13 protein-coding genes and 1 pseudogene are annotated in these 16,337 nt (G+C 64.2%); 10 read left to right on the forward strand and 4 right to left on the reverse strand.

What is annotated here, in order from left to right; translation table 11 throughout:
- Positions 1 to 105: 105 nt before the first annotated feature.
- From ACVOLL_RS01055 to ubiM, 3 genes are all read left to right on the forward strand, one after another.
- Complete coding sequence (locus tag ACVOLL_RS01055) at positions 106 to 1,263, forward strand: COG3904 family protein (RefSeq protein ID WP_481511168.1); 1,158 nt, start codon at positions 106 to 108, stop codon at positions 1,261 to 1,263.
- Positions 1,264 to 1,341: 78 nt separating this feature from the next.
- Positions 1,342 to 1,920, forward strand: a complete 579-nt coding sequence (locus tag ACVOLL_RS01060) for a DUF4019 domain-containing protein (protein WP_481511169.1) — start codon at positions 1,342 to 1,344, stop codon at positions 1,918 to 1,920.
- A 145-nt stretch (positions 1,921 to 2,065) separates the two neighbouring features.
- Positions 2,066 to 3,244 carry a 5-demethoxyubiquinol-8 5-hydroxylase UbiM gene (ubiM, locus tag ACVOLL_RS01065; RefSeq protein ID WP_481511170.1) on the forward strand — a complete coding sequence of 393 codons (1,179 nt, stop codon included), beginning with the start codon at positions 2,066 to 2,068 and terminating at the stop codon, positions 3,242 to 3,244.
- A gap of 172 nt (positions 3,245 to 3,416) precedes the next feature.
- Here ubiM and ACVOLL_RS01070 read toward each other — a convergent pair whose 3' ends face one another.
- Entirely contained in the window at positions 3,417 to 3,680 is a 264-nt protein-coding gene (locus tag ACVOLL_RS01070) for an RNA-binding S4 domain-containing protein (protein ID WP_481511171.1), read from the reverse strand.
- Between the two features lie 195 nt (positions 3,681 to 3,875).
- Between ACVOLL_RS01070 and ACVOLL_RS01075 the strand changes: the two genes are divergently transcribed.
- From ACVOLL_RS01075 to ACVOLL_RS01095, 5 genes and pseudogenes are all read left to right on the forward strand, one after another.
- A complete protein-coding gene (locus ACVOLL_RS01075) occupies positions 3,876 to 5,849 on the forward strand; it encodes a DEAD/DEAH box helicase (protein WP_481511172.1) in 1,974 nt (657 codons plus the stop codon).
- A 238-nt stretch (positions 5,850 to 6,087) separates the two neighbouring features.
- Complete coding sequence (locus ACVOLL_RS01080) at positions 6,088 to 7,713, forward strand: sensor domain-containing diguanylate cyclase (protein ID WP_481511173.1); 1,626 nt, start codon at positions 6,088 to 6,090, stop codon at positions 7,711 to 7,713.
- 55 nt (positions 7,714 to 7,768) lie between these two features.
- Entirely contained in the window at positions 7,769 to 8,491 is a 723-nt protein-coding gene (locus ACVOLL_RS01085) for a pseudouridine synthase (RefSeq protein WP_481511174.1), read from the forward strand.
- Positions 8,492 to 8,571: 80 nt separating this feature from the next.
- A pseudogene (locus ACVOLL_RS01090) lies at positions 8,572 to 9,635 on the forward strand (sensor domain-containing diguanylate cyclase).
- Between the two features lie 115 nt (positions 9,636 to 9,750).
- Entirely contained in the window at positions 9,751 to 10,041 is a 291-nt protein-coding gene (locus ACVOLL_RS01095) for a hypothetical protein (protein WP_481511175.1), read from the forward strand.
- Between the two features lie 107 nt (positions 10,042 to 10,148).
- Here ACVOLL_RS01095 and ACVOLL_RS01100 read toward each other — a convergent pair whose 3' ends face one another.
- From ACVOLL_RS01100 to ACVOLL_RS01110, 3 genes are all read right to left on the reverse strand, one after another.
- Positions 10,149 to 11,069 carry a DMT family transporter gene (locus tag ACVOLL_RS01100; protein WP_481511176.1) on the reverse strand — a complete coding sequence of 307 codons (921 nt, stop codon included), beginning with the start codon at positions 11,067 to 11,069 and terminating at the stop codon, positions 10,149 to 10,151.
- A gap of 46 nt (positions 11,070 to 11,115) precedes the next feature.
- On the reverse strand, positions 11,116 to 11,943 hold the full coding sequence (locus ACVOLL_RS01105) for a DUF72 domain-containing protein (RefSeq protein ID WP_481511177.1): 828 nt from the start codon (positions 11,941 to 11,943) through the stop codon (positions 11,116 to 11,118).
- 147 nt (positions 11,944 to 12,090) lie between these two features.
- Entirely contained in the window at positions 12,091 to 12,519 is a 429-nt protein-coding gene (locus ACVOLL_RS01110; RefSeq protein ID WP_481511178.1) for a VOC family protein, read from the reverse strand.
- Between the two features lie 103 nt (positions 12,520 to 12,622).
- On the opposite strand from ACVOLL_RS01110, the gene ACVOLL_RS01115 reads away from it, so the two are divergent.
- Together ACVOLL_RS01115 and ACVOLL_RS01120 are read left to right on the forward strand one after the other, a co-directional pair.
- A complete protein-coding gene (locus ACVOLL_RS01115; RefSeq protein ID WP_481511179.1) occupies positions 12,623 to 14,200 on the forward strand; it encodes a serine hydrolase in 1,578 nt (525 codons plus the stop codon).
- A gap of 194 nt (positions 14,201 to 14,394) precedes the next feature.
- Positions 14,395 to 16,227 (forward strand): ABC transporter ATP-binding protein, encoded by a 1,833-nt coding sequence (locus ACVOLL_RS01120; protein ID WP_481511180.1) that lies wholly within the window; start codon positions 14,395 to 14,397, stop codon positions 16,225 to 16,227.
- The last annotated feature ends 110 nt before the right edge of the window (positions 16,228 to 16,337 follow it).

The raw sequence follows: 16,337 nt of genomic DNA on the forward strand, positions 1-16,337 counted from the left end.
GACGCTGTGTTGATTCACCGGGCGTTGCAGCAGGGAGGGTGTTGCGCACTAGACTGTCCACCTTCCTGGCGCGGTTGCGCCGTAGTACGGACCTGATTGCTCTCCATGTTGCCCAAGTTCTGGTGGTCGCCGTTGTTGTGCATCGGGCTGTTGGCCTGCAATCCGCAGACCGGCGAAAAAAAGCCGGTGGCCGACCCAGCTACGGCACTGGCCGCCGATGGCGACCACATGGTGTCGATCAATGCTGCTGATGCGCCAATCCCGCCTGCACCGGTATTGCCGGCCAAAGACAAGCCCTGGCCCGAGCTGGTGCTGGAAAACGGCAAGGCCTGGGTCAGTTGTGGCACCGACTATGCCGGCGAAAATGGCGATGGCACCGAGCTGATCGCGTTTGACCGCGCCAGCATGGATGCAGCCTTGGAGCCCTGCAAAGAGCGTGGCCTGCTGCGGGTGCGCTATGCCGGCAAGATCAATCCCTCGTTCGCAGCGATGGTGACGCGGCTGGCGGTAGTGGCCGACGCGATGAAGATCAGCCGGCGTATCCTCGATCTGGATTCCAGTGGCGGTCAGGTCGAAGCAGCCATCGTTGCCGGTGACAGCATCGGCGAGTCTGGCTGGACCATCTGGGTGCGCGAAGGTTCGGTCTGCCACAGTGCCTGCGTGTTCGTGCTGGCGGCGGGCGACAACCGCTTGATCTCGGGCAAGGTTGGCATCCACCGGATGATGCGGATCAGCTCCAGCGCCAGTTCGCGCGCGGAGTTGAACAAGGAGCTGCACGAGGTCTACGACAACGTGAAGGACTACCTGCAGCGCAACGGCGTGGCGGTGGGCGTGGCCGACCTGATGATGACCGTGCCCAACCGCAGCCTGCGGGTGCTGACCAGTGAGGAGCTCAAGCAGTACGGGCTGGACGGTACCAACGCAGTGCAGGACGATCTGGAGCGCATCAAGCAGATGCGCAAATGCGGCGATGATTTCGTGCGTCGCAAGGATGCGTTCCTGATCGCCTTCGACCGCGACTGCAAGACGGTGGGCGCAGGACTGGAAGCGGTGAACAGCTGTGGTCAGGCGTTGAAGGAGCAGTTTGGTTTTCCGGATGAGGTCTGCCCCGAGGAAAGTCCGCTGTCGGAGATCGACACCGCCATGCTGGAGCCGATGCCGACCTCCATCCCGACCGGCGCTGCGGCAACGGTGACCGCGCCGGCTGTAGCTACTGCGCCAGCCGTCGGCGCGCAGGTGGGGGCACCCGGCACACGGAAATGAACAGGTGGAGGGTGCGGAACGCCACAAACCGTGGTTGGATTAGCGTTCCGTTCAACTGAAAGCGTCGTGGAGAGAGCTATGCGATCCAGTTGTTTGTTGATGGTGTTGTCCTTGGCCCTGCCGGCTGCCGGCGCGTTTGCGCAGGCGCCCGCCGCCGCTCCCGCTCCCGCGGTGAGTCGAACTCCGGCTCCGGCGCGGGCTGCGACGCCGGCGGCACCCGCAGCGGCCACTGCCACTGCACGGCCGGCGCCCGCGCTCAATGCGGCGCAGCAGGCGCAGGTGGCCAAGCAGGACGCGGAGATGACCGCTGCCGCCCAGCGTGTGGCGCAGTTGGTGGACAGCCAGCAGGCCGGCTCGGTCTGGGACGGTGCCTCGGCGGTGGCGCGCAAAGCGGTGACCCGAGAGGTATTCGCCAACAACGTCAACGCTGATCGCACCAAGCTCGGTGCCTTGGTGTCGCGTGGCAAGCCATCGATCACCCGCGTGCAGTACCCGGCGGGTGCCTCGGTGCCGGAAGGCATCTATTTGAACGTCAGTTTCCCTACGCGCTTTGCCAATAATGCGCAGCCGGTACGTGAACTGGTCTCGTTCCGTCTGGACGAGGACAAGGTGTGGCGCGCCTCCGGCTATAGCGTGCGCGCGGCCTCGGCCAACTAAGCGTCATCACATCGCTGGCATCGCACACGGGCGCCGCAGGGCGCCCGTCGTGTTTGCGCGCTGATTGCCGGGTAGCTGATCTGGATCAATGAATCCTTACGGCAGCCTGCTTAGGCTGCCTGCGGTAGGCATAACGGAGCGGCACATGCGCAAGGTGGATGTGGTGGTGGTGGGCGCCGGCCCGGCCGGCTTGAGTCTGGCCCGTAGCTTGGCTGGCAGTGGTCTGTCGCTGGCGCTGGTCGAGCAACAGTCGCTGGCGGCGCTTGCCGAGCCGGCCTTCGACGGCCGCGAAATCGCGCTGACCCATGCTTCGCGGCAGATCATGCGCAACATGGGCCTGTGGCAGCGCATCGATCCGGGCGAGATCTCGCCGTTGCGCAGCGCCAAGGTAATGAATGGCAGCTCGCCGTTTGCCTTGGGCTTTGCCGCGCAGGGTGAGGGCGTCGATGAGCTGGGCTGGCTGATTCCCAATCACCTGATCCGGCGTGCGGCCTGGGAAGCGGTGCAGGGCCAGGCTGGGCTTGAGTTGTTGGATGGGCGCTCGGTCACTGCAATCGATGCCTGTGAGGCGTACAGCACGGTGAGCTTGAGTGACGGTAGTCAGCTCGGCGCGCGGCTGGTGGTCGCTGCCGACAGCCGCTTCTCGGCGACGCGGCGGATGATGGGCATCGGTGCGCAGATGCGTGACTTCGGCAAATCCATGCTGGTCTGCCGTATGCAGTGCGAGCGGTCGCATGAGCACGCGGCCTGGGAGTGGTTCGGCTACGAGCGGACCTTGGCCATGCTGCCCTTGTCGGGCAACCAGGCCTCGGCGGTGATCACCATGCCGCCGCAGCAGCTGCAGCAGTTGCTGGCACTGGATGAGGCTGACTTTGGCCGCACCGTCAGCGGCTTCTTTGAGCATCGCCTGGGCGCCATGATCCCGGTGGGGACGCGCCATGCCTATCCGCTGGTAGGGGTGTATGCGCACCGCTTCGTCGGCAAGCGCTATGCCTTGATCGGCGATGCGGCGGTCGGCATGCATCCGGTCACTGCGCACGGCTTCAATTTTGGCCTGCACAGCCAGCAGCGACTGGCGCGGTTGCTGCTGGATGCGGTTCGCGGCGGCGGCGATATCGGTGCGGACGGGCTGCTGGCCAGTTACCAGCGCGGCCATCGACTGGCGACGCGGCCGCTGTACGAGGCCACGAACGCCATTGCCGGGCTCTATAACGACAGCCGGTTGCCGGCGCGCTTGCTGCGCGGCGCGGCCTTGCGGGCCGCCCAGGGCGTGGTTCCGTTCAGGAAGTTGATCGCCGGGCATCTGACCCAGGCGCGCGCGTAGCAAGGGCTCGCGGGTTTGTAGGAGCGGCGTAAGCCGCGAAGCCGGTGCATGTGGCAGGCGAGGGGGCGATGCCGGATCGGGTGTGAGCTTCGCGGCTTACGCCGCTCCTACAACTCCCGAAATGCTGATGGTCTGGGAGCAAACCCCCTGCCGAGCATGGCTCGGCACTACATCACTCGTCTTCGTCTTCGTCGTCTTCGTCGGCGCGATTCGGATCCGGATCGGCGAGCACGTTGATGCAGACATCGCCCAGTACCACCTGCTGGCCGCCGCGGATTTTGCAGGCTTTGCGCAGCTCCACCACGCCATCCACGGTGACCTGGCCGTCGGCAATGATCATTTTTGCCTCGCCGCCGCTGGTGACCAGATCGGCCAGTTTCAGCAGCTGCTTCAGTTCCACGTAATCGCGGTCAAGTTCAAATTCGATGGTCTGCATGGTGTTCACGGATAAAAACGAGTGCTATTGTGCGTCATCGGCGACCCGTGCGGGTGCTCCAACAGGGGCCAAGCGGCGGCCGGTTGTGTTCGTAAGCTGAACGCAAATCAAGCCATGCGCGACAGCAGAGCTGTTTAGAGCGCACAATATGCGTCTTTTCGCCCGCCCGTTCGCGGCGGTGCCCCCGGAGTTACCATGTCCCAAGATACCCCCGCGCCGCTGCTGTTTGCAGATCTCGGCCTATCCGAGCCTGTGATGAAGGCAGTGGCCGAAGTCGGTTACGAGACCCCGTCGCCGATCCAGGCTGCCACCATTCCGGCAATGCTGGAAGGCCGCGACGTGCTCGGCCAGGCGCAGACCGGCACCGGCAAGACCGGCGCCTTCGCGCTGCCGGTGCTGTCCAACATCAATCTTTCCGCCACCAAGCCGCAGGTGCTGGTGCTGGCCCCGACCCGCGAGCTGGCCATCCAGGTCGCCGAGGCGTTCCAGACCTATTCGGCGTCGATGCCGGGCTTCCGCGTGTTGCCGGTGTACGGCGGCCAGCCGTATGCACAGCAGCTGCAGGCCCTGCGCCGCGGCGTGCACGTCGTGGTTGGCACCCCGGGCCGCGTGATCGATCACCTTGATCGCGGCACCCTGGATCTGTCCGAGCTGAAGACGCTGGTGCTCGACGAAGCCGATGAAATGCTGCGCATGGGCTTCATCGACGACGTCGAAGCCGTGCTCAAGAAGCTGCCGGAAACCCGTCAGGTCGCGCTGTTCTCGGCCACCATGCCGCAGCAGATCCGCCGCATCGCGCAGACCTACCTGCGTGAGCCGGTGGAAGTGACCATCCAGTCCAAGACCACCACCTCGGCCAATATCCGCCAGCGTTACTGGTGGGTGGCTGGCATGCACAAGCTGGATGCGCTGACCCGCATCCTGGAAGTGGAGCCCTTCGACGCGATGATCATCTTCGCGCGCACCAAGGCCGGCACCGAGGAGCTTGCCAGCAAGTTGCAGGCGCGTGGTCTGGCCGCTGCCGCCATCAATGGCGACATGCAGCAGGCCCAGCGTGAGCGCACCATCGCCATGCTGAAGGAAGGCAAGCTCGACATCCTGGTTGCCACCGACGTGGCCGCCCGTGGTCTGGACGTGGAGCGCATCAGCCACGTGCTGAACTACGACATCCCGTACGACACCGAAAGCTATGTGCACCGTATTGGCCGTACCGGCCGTGCCGGCCGCAGCGGTGAGGCGATCCTGTTCGTCACCCCGCGCGAGAAGGGCATGCTGCGCCAGATCGAGCGCGCTACCCGCCAGCCGATCGAAGAAATGCAGCTGCCAACGGTAGATGCGGTCAACGACCACCGCGTGACCAAGTTCATGGAGCGCATCAGCCAGACCCTGGCTGCCGGCGACATGGATTTCTACCGTGACCTGCTGCAGCGCTACGAAGGCGAGCACAACGTGCCGGCTATTGATATCGCTGCAGCGCTGGCCAAGCTGCTGCAGGGTGATTCGCCGTTCCTGCTGACCCCGCCGGTGCGTGAGCGCCGCGAGCAGTCGTTCGAGCGTAGCGAGCGTCCTGCGCGTGACGGCGGTTTCCATCGCCGTGATGAGCGTGCCGACCGTGGTGATCGCCCGGCCCGTTTCGAGCCGCGTTTCGAGCGTGCACCGCGCCATGACGACGGCGAGCGCGCACCGCGTCCGCCGCGTGGCGAGGGTGATTTCGAGTCGCGTCCGCGTCGCGAGATGCCGCCGCGCAGCGCGCCGGAATTCGGCATGGAGACCTACCGCATTGAAGTCGGCCACACCCATGGTGTGAAGCCGGCCAATATCGTCGGCGCGATTGCCAACGAAGCCGGTCTGGAAAGCCGCTTCATCGGCCGCATCGACATCCATGACGGTCACTCGGTGCTGGATCTGCCGGCCGATATGCCGACCGACGTGCTGCAGCACCTGAAGAAGGTGTGGGTGTCGGGCCAGCAGTTGCAGATGCGCAAGGTAGAGGCGGGGGAGGACCACGGCACTCCTGCGCCGTCGTTCAAGCCGCGCTTCGACAAGGGTGACGGCAAGCCGGGTGGTCCACGTCCGGGTGGCCCGCGCGGCCCGCGTCCGGGCGGCCCGGGTGGTCCTGGTGGTTCGCGTCCGGGTGGCTTCAAGCCGCGCGGCCCGCGCAACTACTGATCCAACCAGTCCAATGTGTGACCAGACAACCCCGGCATTGCCGGGGTTGTCTGTTTTGACCGTTTGTCGGCCTGCCAGGACAGAGCGGGGCGACAAGTGCAAGCCGCGATCGCCTTCACGTACTGCTGGCGTCGGGTTATTGCGATAATGCCGCCCATCCGCGTCGGGGAACGCGAGAGGGAAGCTCATGGCAGAAGGGGGAGGGGCAGGTGCTGGCAGGGTAAGGCGTGACTGGGCCGTGCTCCTGTTGCTATCGATGTTCTTCACATTGTGGCCGGTGCTGGGCGCTGCTCAGCCGCTGCAGGTTGACCGTGATTTTTTGATAACCGGCGCCGCAACCGCGGAGCAGGCGCCCTTGCGTGCCTGCAGCGTTGAAGCCTTGGCGCGGATGCGTCCGGCGATTGAAATTCCCGCTCCCGAAGGCGGTTGGTCAGGGGCGCCGCAGGGCGTGGGCGTGTTCAACGTCTTTGCCGGTGAAGTGATGATTGTGCACGGTGAGCGACAGGTCTGCGGTGACATGCAGGACGCCCGCACTCGCGACTCGCGTTTCCGCGCGGGCGTAGGTCTGGTAGTCGTGCCCAAACAGGGCACGGTCGAGCCAATCCGGGTGGCCTGGGAGTCGCCACTGAAGCCACGCTGGATTCCCACCGTGCACGTCGGCGCGCCCAGCCCGTTGCAACAGCAGGACACCCTGCGGCTGGTGGTACGTACCGCGTGTGTGGCGATTGCGCTGGCCTTGGCGTTGTCTGCATTGATGGGTTTTGCCACCACCCGAGGGCGTGATTTCCTGATCTATACCTTGGTTTGCGCGCTGTTGGTGGTGTGGCAGGCAGTGTTGAGCGGACTCAGCGGTTATCCCGAGCCGTGGCTGCCGGTGGGCGGGCACGCGCCGGTGTGGATGGTGTCGGTATCCGCACTCAGCTATGCAGTGATGGGCTGGGTGCTTTGGCGCATGTGCGGTGGCCGCTGGGTGATGCGTGGCTCGCGGCGCTGGATGCAGGTGCTGATGATCGTGTTGGCACTGGTCGCGTTGGCCGCGCCGTTGATGCCCTGGCCGCTGCTGGCGTGGATGGGAGGCACGTTGGATGATCTGTTCACGCTGATCTGCCTGGCCTCGGTAGGCATTGCCATCGTCGCTTTGCGGCGCGGCTATTTCCAAGCGTTGGATGGCTTGGTGGCGGTGATTCCATTGCTGGTGATGGCGCTGGCGGACCTGATGGACAACCGCCTGCTGGTGGAATTCCGGGTTGAGGCGATCCAGGTATCGGTAACCTGGTTCCTGATGATGGCTGCGTATTCGCTCAACCGCAGTCTCAGCCAATTGCGTCAGCAGCGCGACGAGATGCGTGAGCTGGCTGACACCGACACTTTGACCGGCCTGCCCAATCGACGCGCCGGCCTGCGCCAGCTGGAGCACTACCTGCGCGAGGCCAAGGCGGCCGGGCAGCCGCTGTCGATTGGTTTTCTGGATATCGACCTGTTCAAACAGATCAATGACCGTTATGGCCACGATGGGGGCGATGAGGTGCTGGTATCGGTGGCCGGAACACTGTTGACCGGCGTACGCAGCCGCAGTGACGTGATCCGGATGGGTGGTGAAGAGTTCCTGATCCTGCTACCCGGGATCCGCGCTGATGCGGCGCGGCCGCGGCTTGAGCAGCTGCGTGAGAAGGTCACCGTACAGGCGCGGGGGCTCAAGCACGATGGCCTGGTGGTCACCGCCAGCATTGGTCTGGCCGAGCTGCAGTACCGCGACAATGACGTGGCCGGGTTGCTGCGGCGGGCCGACAACGCCATGTACCAGGCCAAACGAAGTGGCCGTGACCAGGTGGTGGACGCGCGCGATATTCAGGAAGTGCCCTGAACAACGGAATCCGGCCGCGCTGTTCCGGCCGCGGGCGATGGCGGATAATTGGCGCATGACAATTCGAATCAACAAGCACATTGCCGAAACCGGCTTCTGTTCGCGCCGCGAGGCCGACCGCCTGCTCGCCTCCCGTCGTGTCACCGTCAACGGCATCGTTGCCGGTACCGGTGCGGTGGTGGGCGAGGGCGACGAGGTAAAGGTCGACGGCCAGCCGCTGCGCGCGCGCGCGGTGCAGAAGAGTACTGGCCGCCGCCATGTCTATATCGTGCTGAACAAGCCGGTGGGCATCACCTGCACTACCGAGAGTGCGGTCAAGGACAACATCATCGAGTTCGTTGGCCACGAGCAGCGCATCTTCCCGATCGGTCGCCTGGACAAGGATTCGGAAGGGCTGATCCTGCTCACCAGCAACGGCGACATCGTCAACCAGATCCTGCGTGCAGAGAACGGCCACCAGAAGGAGTATCTGGTGGCGGTCAACAAGCCGGTCACCGACGAGTTCCTGCGTGGCATGGCGCGCGGCGTACGCATCCGCAACGAGACGACCTTGCCCTGCCGCACCAGCCGCATCGGCAAGTACGGCTTCCGTATCATTCTGGAGCAGGGCTTGAACCGGCAGATCCGCCTGATGGCGTCCGAGTTCGGCTACCGCGTCAACCAGCTGCGCCGGGTGCGCATCGATAACGTCAAGATCGGTGCGCTCAAGCCAGGGCAATGGCGCAACCTGAGCGAGCAGGAACTGCGCGGACTGCTGCCGCAACAGCAGCAATGGTGAAATGTGACACGCTCACCGCGGCTTGCGCGGTGAGCGGCTAGACTCTGCTGCGCCTCCATCCTGCCGCTTTGGATCCGTGCATGATCAAGCCCGCATTGCCTGCCAATGAAGCCGAACGTATTGCCGCGCTGCAGCGCTACCGGGTGCTGGATACCGCACGCGAACAGGAGTTCGATGATCTGGTGACCATCGCCCGCACCATCTGCGGCACGCCGATGGGAGCGGTGACGCTGATTGATCGCGACCGCCAATGGTTCAAGGCCCTGCAGGGCCTGGACGGTGAGCAGACCCCGCGTGACGAGGCCTTCTGCGCCCACACCATCCTCAGGCCGCAGGAGCTGACCGTGGTGGCCGATGCCCGCCAGGATCAGCGTTTCAGCGGCAATCCATCGGTGCTTGGTGATCCGCATATCCGCTTCTACGCTGGCGCGCCATTGCTCAGTAGCGATGGCTATGCGCTGGGCTCGCTGTGCGTGTTCGATTCGGTGCCTGCCACCCTCGGTACACCGCAGGCCGAGGCGTTGCGCGCGCTGTCGCGGCAGGTCAGCAGGATGATGGAGATGCGTCTGCTGCGGATCGAGATTGATCACTATCAGGCTGAGCACGATTGGTACGAGGCGCATCTGCTCGAGTACTACCAGCAGCTGGAGCAGGCAAACCTGGAGTTGTCCGAGCAGACCCGCACCGATCCGCTGACCGGTCTGCCGAATCGCCGCGCTCTGTCTGCTGCGCTTTCGGAAGCGATGGACGTGGCGGTGAAGTGCCGCCGGCAGTGGCCATCGTTGATATTGACCACTTCAAGATGGTCAACGACATCCATGGCCATACCGAAGGCGATCGGGTGCTGGTTGAGCTGTCCAGCGTGCTGAAGTCGCAGTTTGCCGCACGCGGCATGGCCGCCCGCTACGGCGGTGAAGAGTTCGTCATCCTGATGCCGGATACGCCGCTGCAACAAGCCGAACTGCAATGCGAATACCTGCGCGAATCGGTGGGCTTGCTGCCGATTGGCCTGCCGATTTCGGTGAGCATCGGCCTGGCCGTCCACCGCGCCGGTGAAGCCCCGGGCGAAACCCTGCGCCGTGCTGATGCCGCGCTCTACCAGGCCAAGGCCGAGGGCCGTGATCGGGTGGTTGTGGCGAGCTGAGTCAGGGTCTCGCAGCTCCGTAGTCCGGGTAAACGCAACGCGCCCGGGAAGCCGGGAGCAGCGCAGGTGTCGCCTTCCAAAGGAGGGACTTCTTTCATCCGACACAGGGGTGTTGGTGTTGGTGTTGGTGTTGGTGTTGGTTTTTGTTTTTGTTTTGGCTTGGCTTGGCTTTGGCTTCGGCTTTGGCTTTGATCTTGGTCTTGGCTTTGGCTTGGAGTTTGGCTTTTCCGCTCTTGGTCCTTGCTCGTCATTCCCGCGAAGGCGGGAATCGCTCTGGCACTTGCCTTTGCTCGTGCTTTGTCTTGGCGCTGTCTACAACAACGGTGCGAGACGAGACGAAGCAGAACAGGGGCAAGAGCAGAAACGGAAGCCGAAGCAGGAGCGATTCCCGCCTTCGCGGGAATGACGCGCTGAGGGCAACCGCAACTCCATCAGGATTCCGCCCCTGACGACTCCTTTTCAGGGTAAGCCCCGGGTGCGCAGCGCTTACCCGGGTTACACAGCGGTCGCCAATCAGGCCTGGCCGGCACTTGCCGCCGCCGGCCGCAGACGGTTCAGCAGCGGGTGCAGGAACACACCACCGAGAATGATCGCCACACCCAGATAGAACTGCGGCGTCAGCTCATGCTGTTCGCCAAGGAACAGCATCGCCAGCACGATCGCGTAGACCGGTTCCAGATTGGTTACCAACTGCGTGGTGTAGGCGCTCAAGTGCCTTAGCGCGACCAGTGCCAAGGCAAACGGCAGCAGCGTGCACAGGCCGGACAGGGCGAGCAGCAACAAGCCGTCGTGCAGGTTGGGCAGCACCCATAGATCGCTGGCCAAGGCGGGCAGCAGGAACGGCAGTGCCGGAGCCAACAGGGTCAGGGTCAAGGTGCCTGCGCCCAACTCCACTGCAGTGACGGTCAGCGGATCGGCGTGGCCGACCATGCGCTTGTTGAGTGAGCCAAACAGTGCCACCAACAATGCGGAAGCAGCCCCTACCGCCACGCCCAGGCGCATGCCGTCAGGCACGCCGCCGACCACCAGTGCGACACCTGGCAGCACCACCACGCCCAGCGCCAACTCGCGCATCTGGAACGGACGGCGCGCAATCCACGGTTCAATGATGGCGGTGAACACCGGCGCCAGCGCGATGCAGGTCGCGGTAACCGAGGCATTGGCCAGCTTCACCGCGCCATAGAAGGTGAGCCAGTGCAGCGCCACCAGCGCGCCGATACCGGCGTAGCCCAGCACCAGCCGCAGGTTCAAGCCCGACAGGCCGCGCCACACGCGCGGCAGCAGCGCCAGCATCGCCACCACCAGCAACATCCGCCACCACACCAGTGGCAACGCGGGCAGGGTGATCAATTTGCCAAGAATGGCGGTGATGCCCCATAGCAGAACGCAGAAATGGATCTGCAACAGGGCTTTGCGGGTGTCGTCGGTAGGCATCGGTATATTGTCGCCGATGCGGATCGGCAGCGCCGTGCTGCCGGCTTCAGTTTGTATCGACCAAGCGCTGCAGTTCGCGGGCTGCTGACGGGTTGCGGTGCTTGGCGGCACTGATGAAGTACAGGAAGACCTCGCGCGGTGCGCCGGCCGCAACCGGCGCGGCCAGATGCGGCAGCTCGGACACGTCCTCGCCCTTGCGCCAGCGGCGGATGCGGCCAGCCCATTGTTCGAGTTCACTGGCCGGGTAGCCGGTAGCGTGTTCGTCGCGGCTGCCCATCAAGCGCGCATAGATGAAGTCGGCGGACAGATCGGCAGCGTTGGGATAGGCGGCCGAGTCGGTATGGACCAGTGCGATGCCGTGCTGGCGGATCAGCGCCACCAGCTCGGCATCGAAGCAGCCCGGATCGCGAACTTCCAGGGCATGGCGCTGGCGGCGGCCGTTGATCTGCTGTGGCAGTAATTGCAGGAATGCCGCGAGATCCTCGCGGTCCAGCGTGCGGCCAGCTTCGAACTGCCATAGCAGCGGCCCGAGGCGATCGCTGAGATGGCTGATGCCGTCGATGAAGTCCTCGATCTGACCACCGGTAGCGGCAAGTTTGCGTGCAGTAACAATGCGTTTCGGCGCCTTGGCCGAAAACACGAAGCCCTCCGGCGTGGCATCGCGCCAAGCGGCATAGATATGCGGCTTCTGTGCGCCGTAATAGGTGCCGTTGATCTCGATGCTGGTCAGCTGCTGGCTGGCGAATTCCAGCTCACGGCGCTGCACCAGCCCGACCGGATAGAACGTACCTCCGCGCCATGGCACATAGGTCCAGCCGCCGATACCGATATGCACACCGGGGGCATGCGCTGTGCTGGCAAACAGATCGTTCAAGACAATGCCCCGGTGTTTTGTGGGAGCGGCGCAAGCCGCGAAGCCGACAATGTAACCGCCCAAGGTAGTGCCGAGCCATGCTCGGCAGGGGCCTTACCTGCAATCTCAGACGCTACGTGGAATGCGTCTGCCGAGCATGGCTCGGCACTACATGCTGGGTGCCCACGGGTCGTAACTGCCGAACCACCACAGGTGTCCCTCCGGATCGCGGCAGGCATAGCCGCGGCCGCCGTAGTCCTGGTCGGCGATGTCGATCACGATCTCCGCGCCGGCGGCCTTGGCCTGCGCGTAATGGGCGTCGGCATCGCTGACGATCACGCAGGCACTCTGCGTCTCCATGCCGCCGATTTCGTCGGGCTGGATCATGTTGCTGCCCCATTCGCTGGGCTGCACCGAGCCGAGCATGACCATGCCATTGCCGAACACCAATTGTGCGTGGTGAACCACCGCGCCGTCCTGGTACACCGCATGGCGCTGGAAACCGAAGGCCGTGCACAGCCACTCTATGGCGGCCGGCGCGTCGCGGTAACGCAGGCAGGGGATGATGGTGGCGGTGGTGCGGGCGGCGAGGTCCATGGTCGCGTTCTGGCAGTTGCGGAAAGGCGAGGGTGGGCGCGCTCGCGTTACCATCGCGAGAAGGCCGGCGTTGAGCTGGCATCGATCCACACAGGAGCGCACTTTGAATAGTTGGTTGGGCGGCGGGCTGATGCTCGCGATGGGCGTGGCGGCACCGATGGCCTCCGCACAGGAGGCAGTGCCGACGGAACTGCAGCAGTTGGACGCCACGGTCGAGCGCGTGCGCCAGCAGTTCGATGTGCCGGGCGTGGCCGTGGCCGTGGTCAAGGACGGCAAGGTGATCCTGGAACGCGGCTGGGGCCTGCGTGAACTGGGCAAGCCCGAGCCGGTGCAGGCCGATACCTTGTTCGCCATCGCTTCCAATACCAAGGCGTTCACTGCAACCTCGCTGAATCTGCTGGCCGAAGAGGGCAAGCTGAAAATGGACGATCGCGTGGTCGATCACCTGCCATCGTTCCGCATGTCCGATCCCTATGTCACCGGCGAAATGCGCATCCGCGACCTGCTTTCGCACCGCAGCGGGCTGAGCCTGGGCGCGGGCGACCTGCTGTTCTGGCCGACCACCCGCTACAGCAATGCGGAGGTAGTCGCGCGACTGGCGCAGGTGCCGTTGAAGAACGGCTTCCGTGACCGTTATGCCTACGACAACATCCTTTATGCGGTCGCCCAGCAGGTGATCGAAAAGGTGTCCGGGCAGTCATTCGCCGACTTCCTGCAGCAGCGCATCTTCAACAAGGTTGGCATGAGCGAGACCCGCTACAACGCCGATCATCTGCAGCCGGGTGACAAGGCCGCCGTGGGCCACGCCAAGTTCGATTTCAAGGACCTGCGGCCGGTGCCGCCGCTGACCTGGTCCAACAACGCCGGTGCCGGCGGCATCTATTCCAGCGTGCATGACCTGGCCAAGTGGATGAACGTGCAGCTGGCCGAAGGCAAGCTCGCCGATGGCACGCCGCTGTTCACCGAAAAGACCCAGCAGCAGATGTGGCAGATGCAGATCCCGCAGGTAGTGCCCAAGCCTTCTGTGCCCGAGCTGGCACCGGCCCGGCCGAACTTCGCCGGTTATGGCGAGGGCTGGAGCCTGAGTGACTACCGCGGGCAGAAGCTGGTCTGGCATACCGGCGGCTGGCCGGGCCAGGTGTCGCGTTTGACCCTGGTGCCGGAGCAGAACCTGGGTGTGGTGGTGCTGACCAACCAGGAGTCCGGTGCGGCCTTCAATGCGATCACCATGAGCGTGCTTGATGCCATGCTCGGCGGGCAGGGCAATGACTGGGTTGCCGCTTACGCCGCTGGCGTGGCCAAGGCGCAGGGCAATGCTGACGAGGGCTGGGACAAGCATGTGGCGGCACGCGATGCCAAGAGCAAGCCCTCACTGCCGCTGTCCGGCTATGCGGGGACTTATCGCGACGCTTGGTACGGAGATGTGTTCGTCGAGCGGCAGGGTTGCAAGCTGCGTCTGCGTTTCGGTGCGACGGCCGATCTGGTCGGCACGATGGAGCATTGGCAGCACGACACCTTCATCGTGCGCTGGGACAACCGCTCGCTCAACGCCGATGCTTTCGTCAACTTCAGCCTGGACCCGGATGGCAAGGTGCGTGAGGTGCGGATGCAGGCGGTGTCCTCGCTGACCGATTTCAGCTTCGACTTCCAGGATCTTCTGCTGAAGCCAAAGGCGGATTGACGGGTTTTGTGGGAGCGGCGTCAGCCGCGAAGCAGATAGATCATCAGTTTGCAGTTGATCAGGGTTGGGGGAGGTATGGCAGGCTCGGGGCTGACGCCGCTCCCACAACCAGACAGATCCACATCGCCTAGACAGACACAACACAGGCCGCGATGGGACAATCGCGGCCTGTTCTGGTTTTACAGGCCGTGGCGATGCTGCGCTGGTTCGAATCCCTGATTCCCGTTTTCCCACCGGTCGACACCCGTACGCCGCCGCGCGGCGTGGTGCGCTTCTACCTGCATTACCTGCGCCCGGTATGGCCGGTGCTGCTGGCTACGCTGGTTGCCGGCCTGCTGCTGGCATTGGTGGAAGTGGCGATGTTCGATTTCCTCGGCCGCATCGTCGACATGCTTGCCGATGGCTCGGGCAACAGCTTCTTCCAGCGCCACGCCAGCGAACTGCTGTGGATGGCTGGCATCACTCTGCTTGCGCGTCCGCTGCTGGTAGCCCTGCACAACCTGCTGGTCAACCAGTCGATTGTGCCGGGGCTGAGCAACCGTTCGCGTTGGTTGATGCACAACCATGTGGTGCGGCAGAGCCTGAGTTTCTTCCAGAATGATTTTGCCGGCAGTGTCGCCAACCGGGTGATGCAGACTGGCACCTCGCTGCGCGAGTCCGCGGTGCAGATGGTGGATTCGCTGTGGTACATCGTGGTCTATACCGGCACCGCGCTGTACCTGTTCGCGCAGGTGGATTGGCGCTTGATGCTGCCGCTGGCGATCTGGATGGTGGCTTATGTCGGCATCGGTGTGTACTTCGTGCCGCGGATGAAGCATCGCGCCTGGATTGCCTCCGATGCACGGTCGCGGGCGATGGGCCGTATCGTCGATGGCTATACCAATATCGCCACGCTCAAGTTGTTCGCGCATAGCGGTCATGAGCAGCGCTACGTCGCCGAGGCCATCCAGGAGCTGGCCGAGAAGCACCGCGCGCAGACCCGGATAACCACAGGTCTGGAAATGGTGATTGCCATCCTCAATGGTTTCCTGATCGTCGGCACCTGCGGGCTGGCCCTGTGGCTGTGGCAGGACAGCCTGATCAGTGTCGGCGCAATCACCCTCGCCACTGGCCTGGTGATTCGCATCCACAATATGTCCGGCTGGATCATGTGGACCATCAACGGCATCTTCGAGGACATCGGCACGGTCCAGGATGGCATGGAAACCATTGCCCAGCCCTTGAGCGTGCAGGATGCGGCCGATGCCAAGCCGCTGCTTGTCACTGCCGGCGCGGTGGATTTCCAGAACGTGCACTTCCATTACGGCAAGCGCGGCGGGGTGATGGCTGGTTTGAACCTGGCGGTGAAGCCAGGTGAGAAGATCGGTCTGGTTGGCCCCTCGGGCGCTGGCAAGTCGACTCTGGTCAATGTGCTGCTGCGGCTATATGACCTGGAGAGCGGCAAGATCCTGATTGATGGCCAGGACATCGCCCACGTCACCCAGGACAGCCTGAGGGCACAGATTGGTGTGGTTACCCAGGACACCTCGCTGCTGCACCGTTCGATCCGCGACAACCTGCTGTACGGCCGGCCGGATGCCAGTGAGGAGCAGCTGCGCGCCGCCGTGGCCAAGGCCCGCGCCGAAGGCTTCATCGATTCACTGGTGGACGGGCAGGGTCGGCAGGGCTATGACGCGCATGTTGGCGAACGCGGGGTGAAGCTTTCCGGCGGACAGCGCCAGCGCATCGCCATCGCCCGGGTATTGTTGAAGGACGCCCCGATACTGATCCTCGACGAGGCCACTTCGGCGTTGGATTCGGAAGTGGAAGCAGCGATCCAGGACAGTCTGGATGAGCTGATGGGCGACAAGACCGTCATCGCCATCGCCCATCGCCTGTCGACCATCGCGCGTATGGACCGGTTGGTGGTGATGGATCAGGGCCGCATCGTTGAGACCGGCACGCATGCCGAGCTGGTTGCGGCCGGTGGGCTGTATGCGCGGTTGTGGGCACGGCAGACCGGCGGGTTTGTGGCTGCTGAGGGTTGAGTCAGTAAAGCCCATGCTCCTGTAGTGGGGCGGGGGGGTCGAGGAGGGGTTGGACCAGCAACGAACCGACACGCCCGCGGCGAGCGCCCACCCGCCCCCCCAAAGCGCCC

The organism is Stenotrophomonas sp. STEN035 (assembly GCF_056759935.1).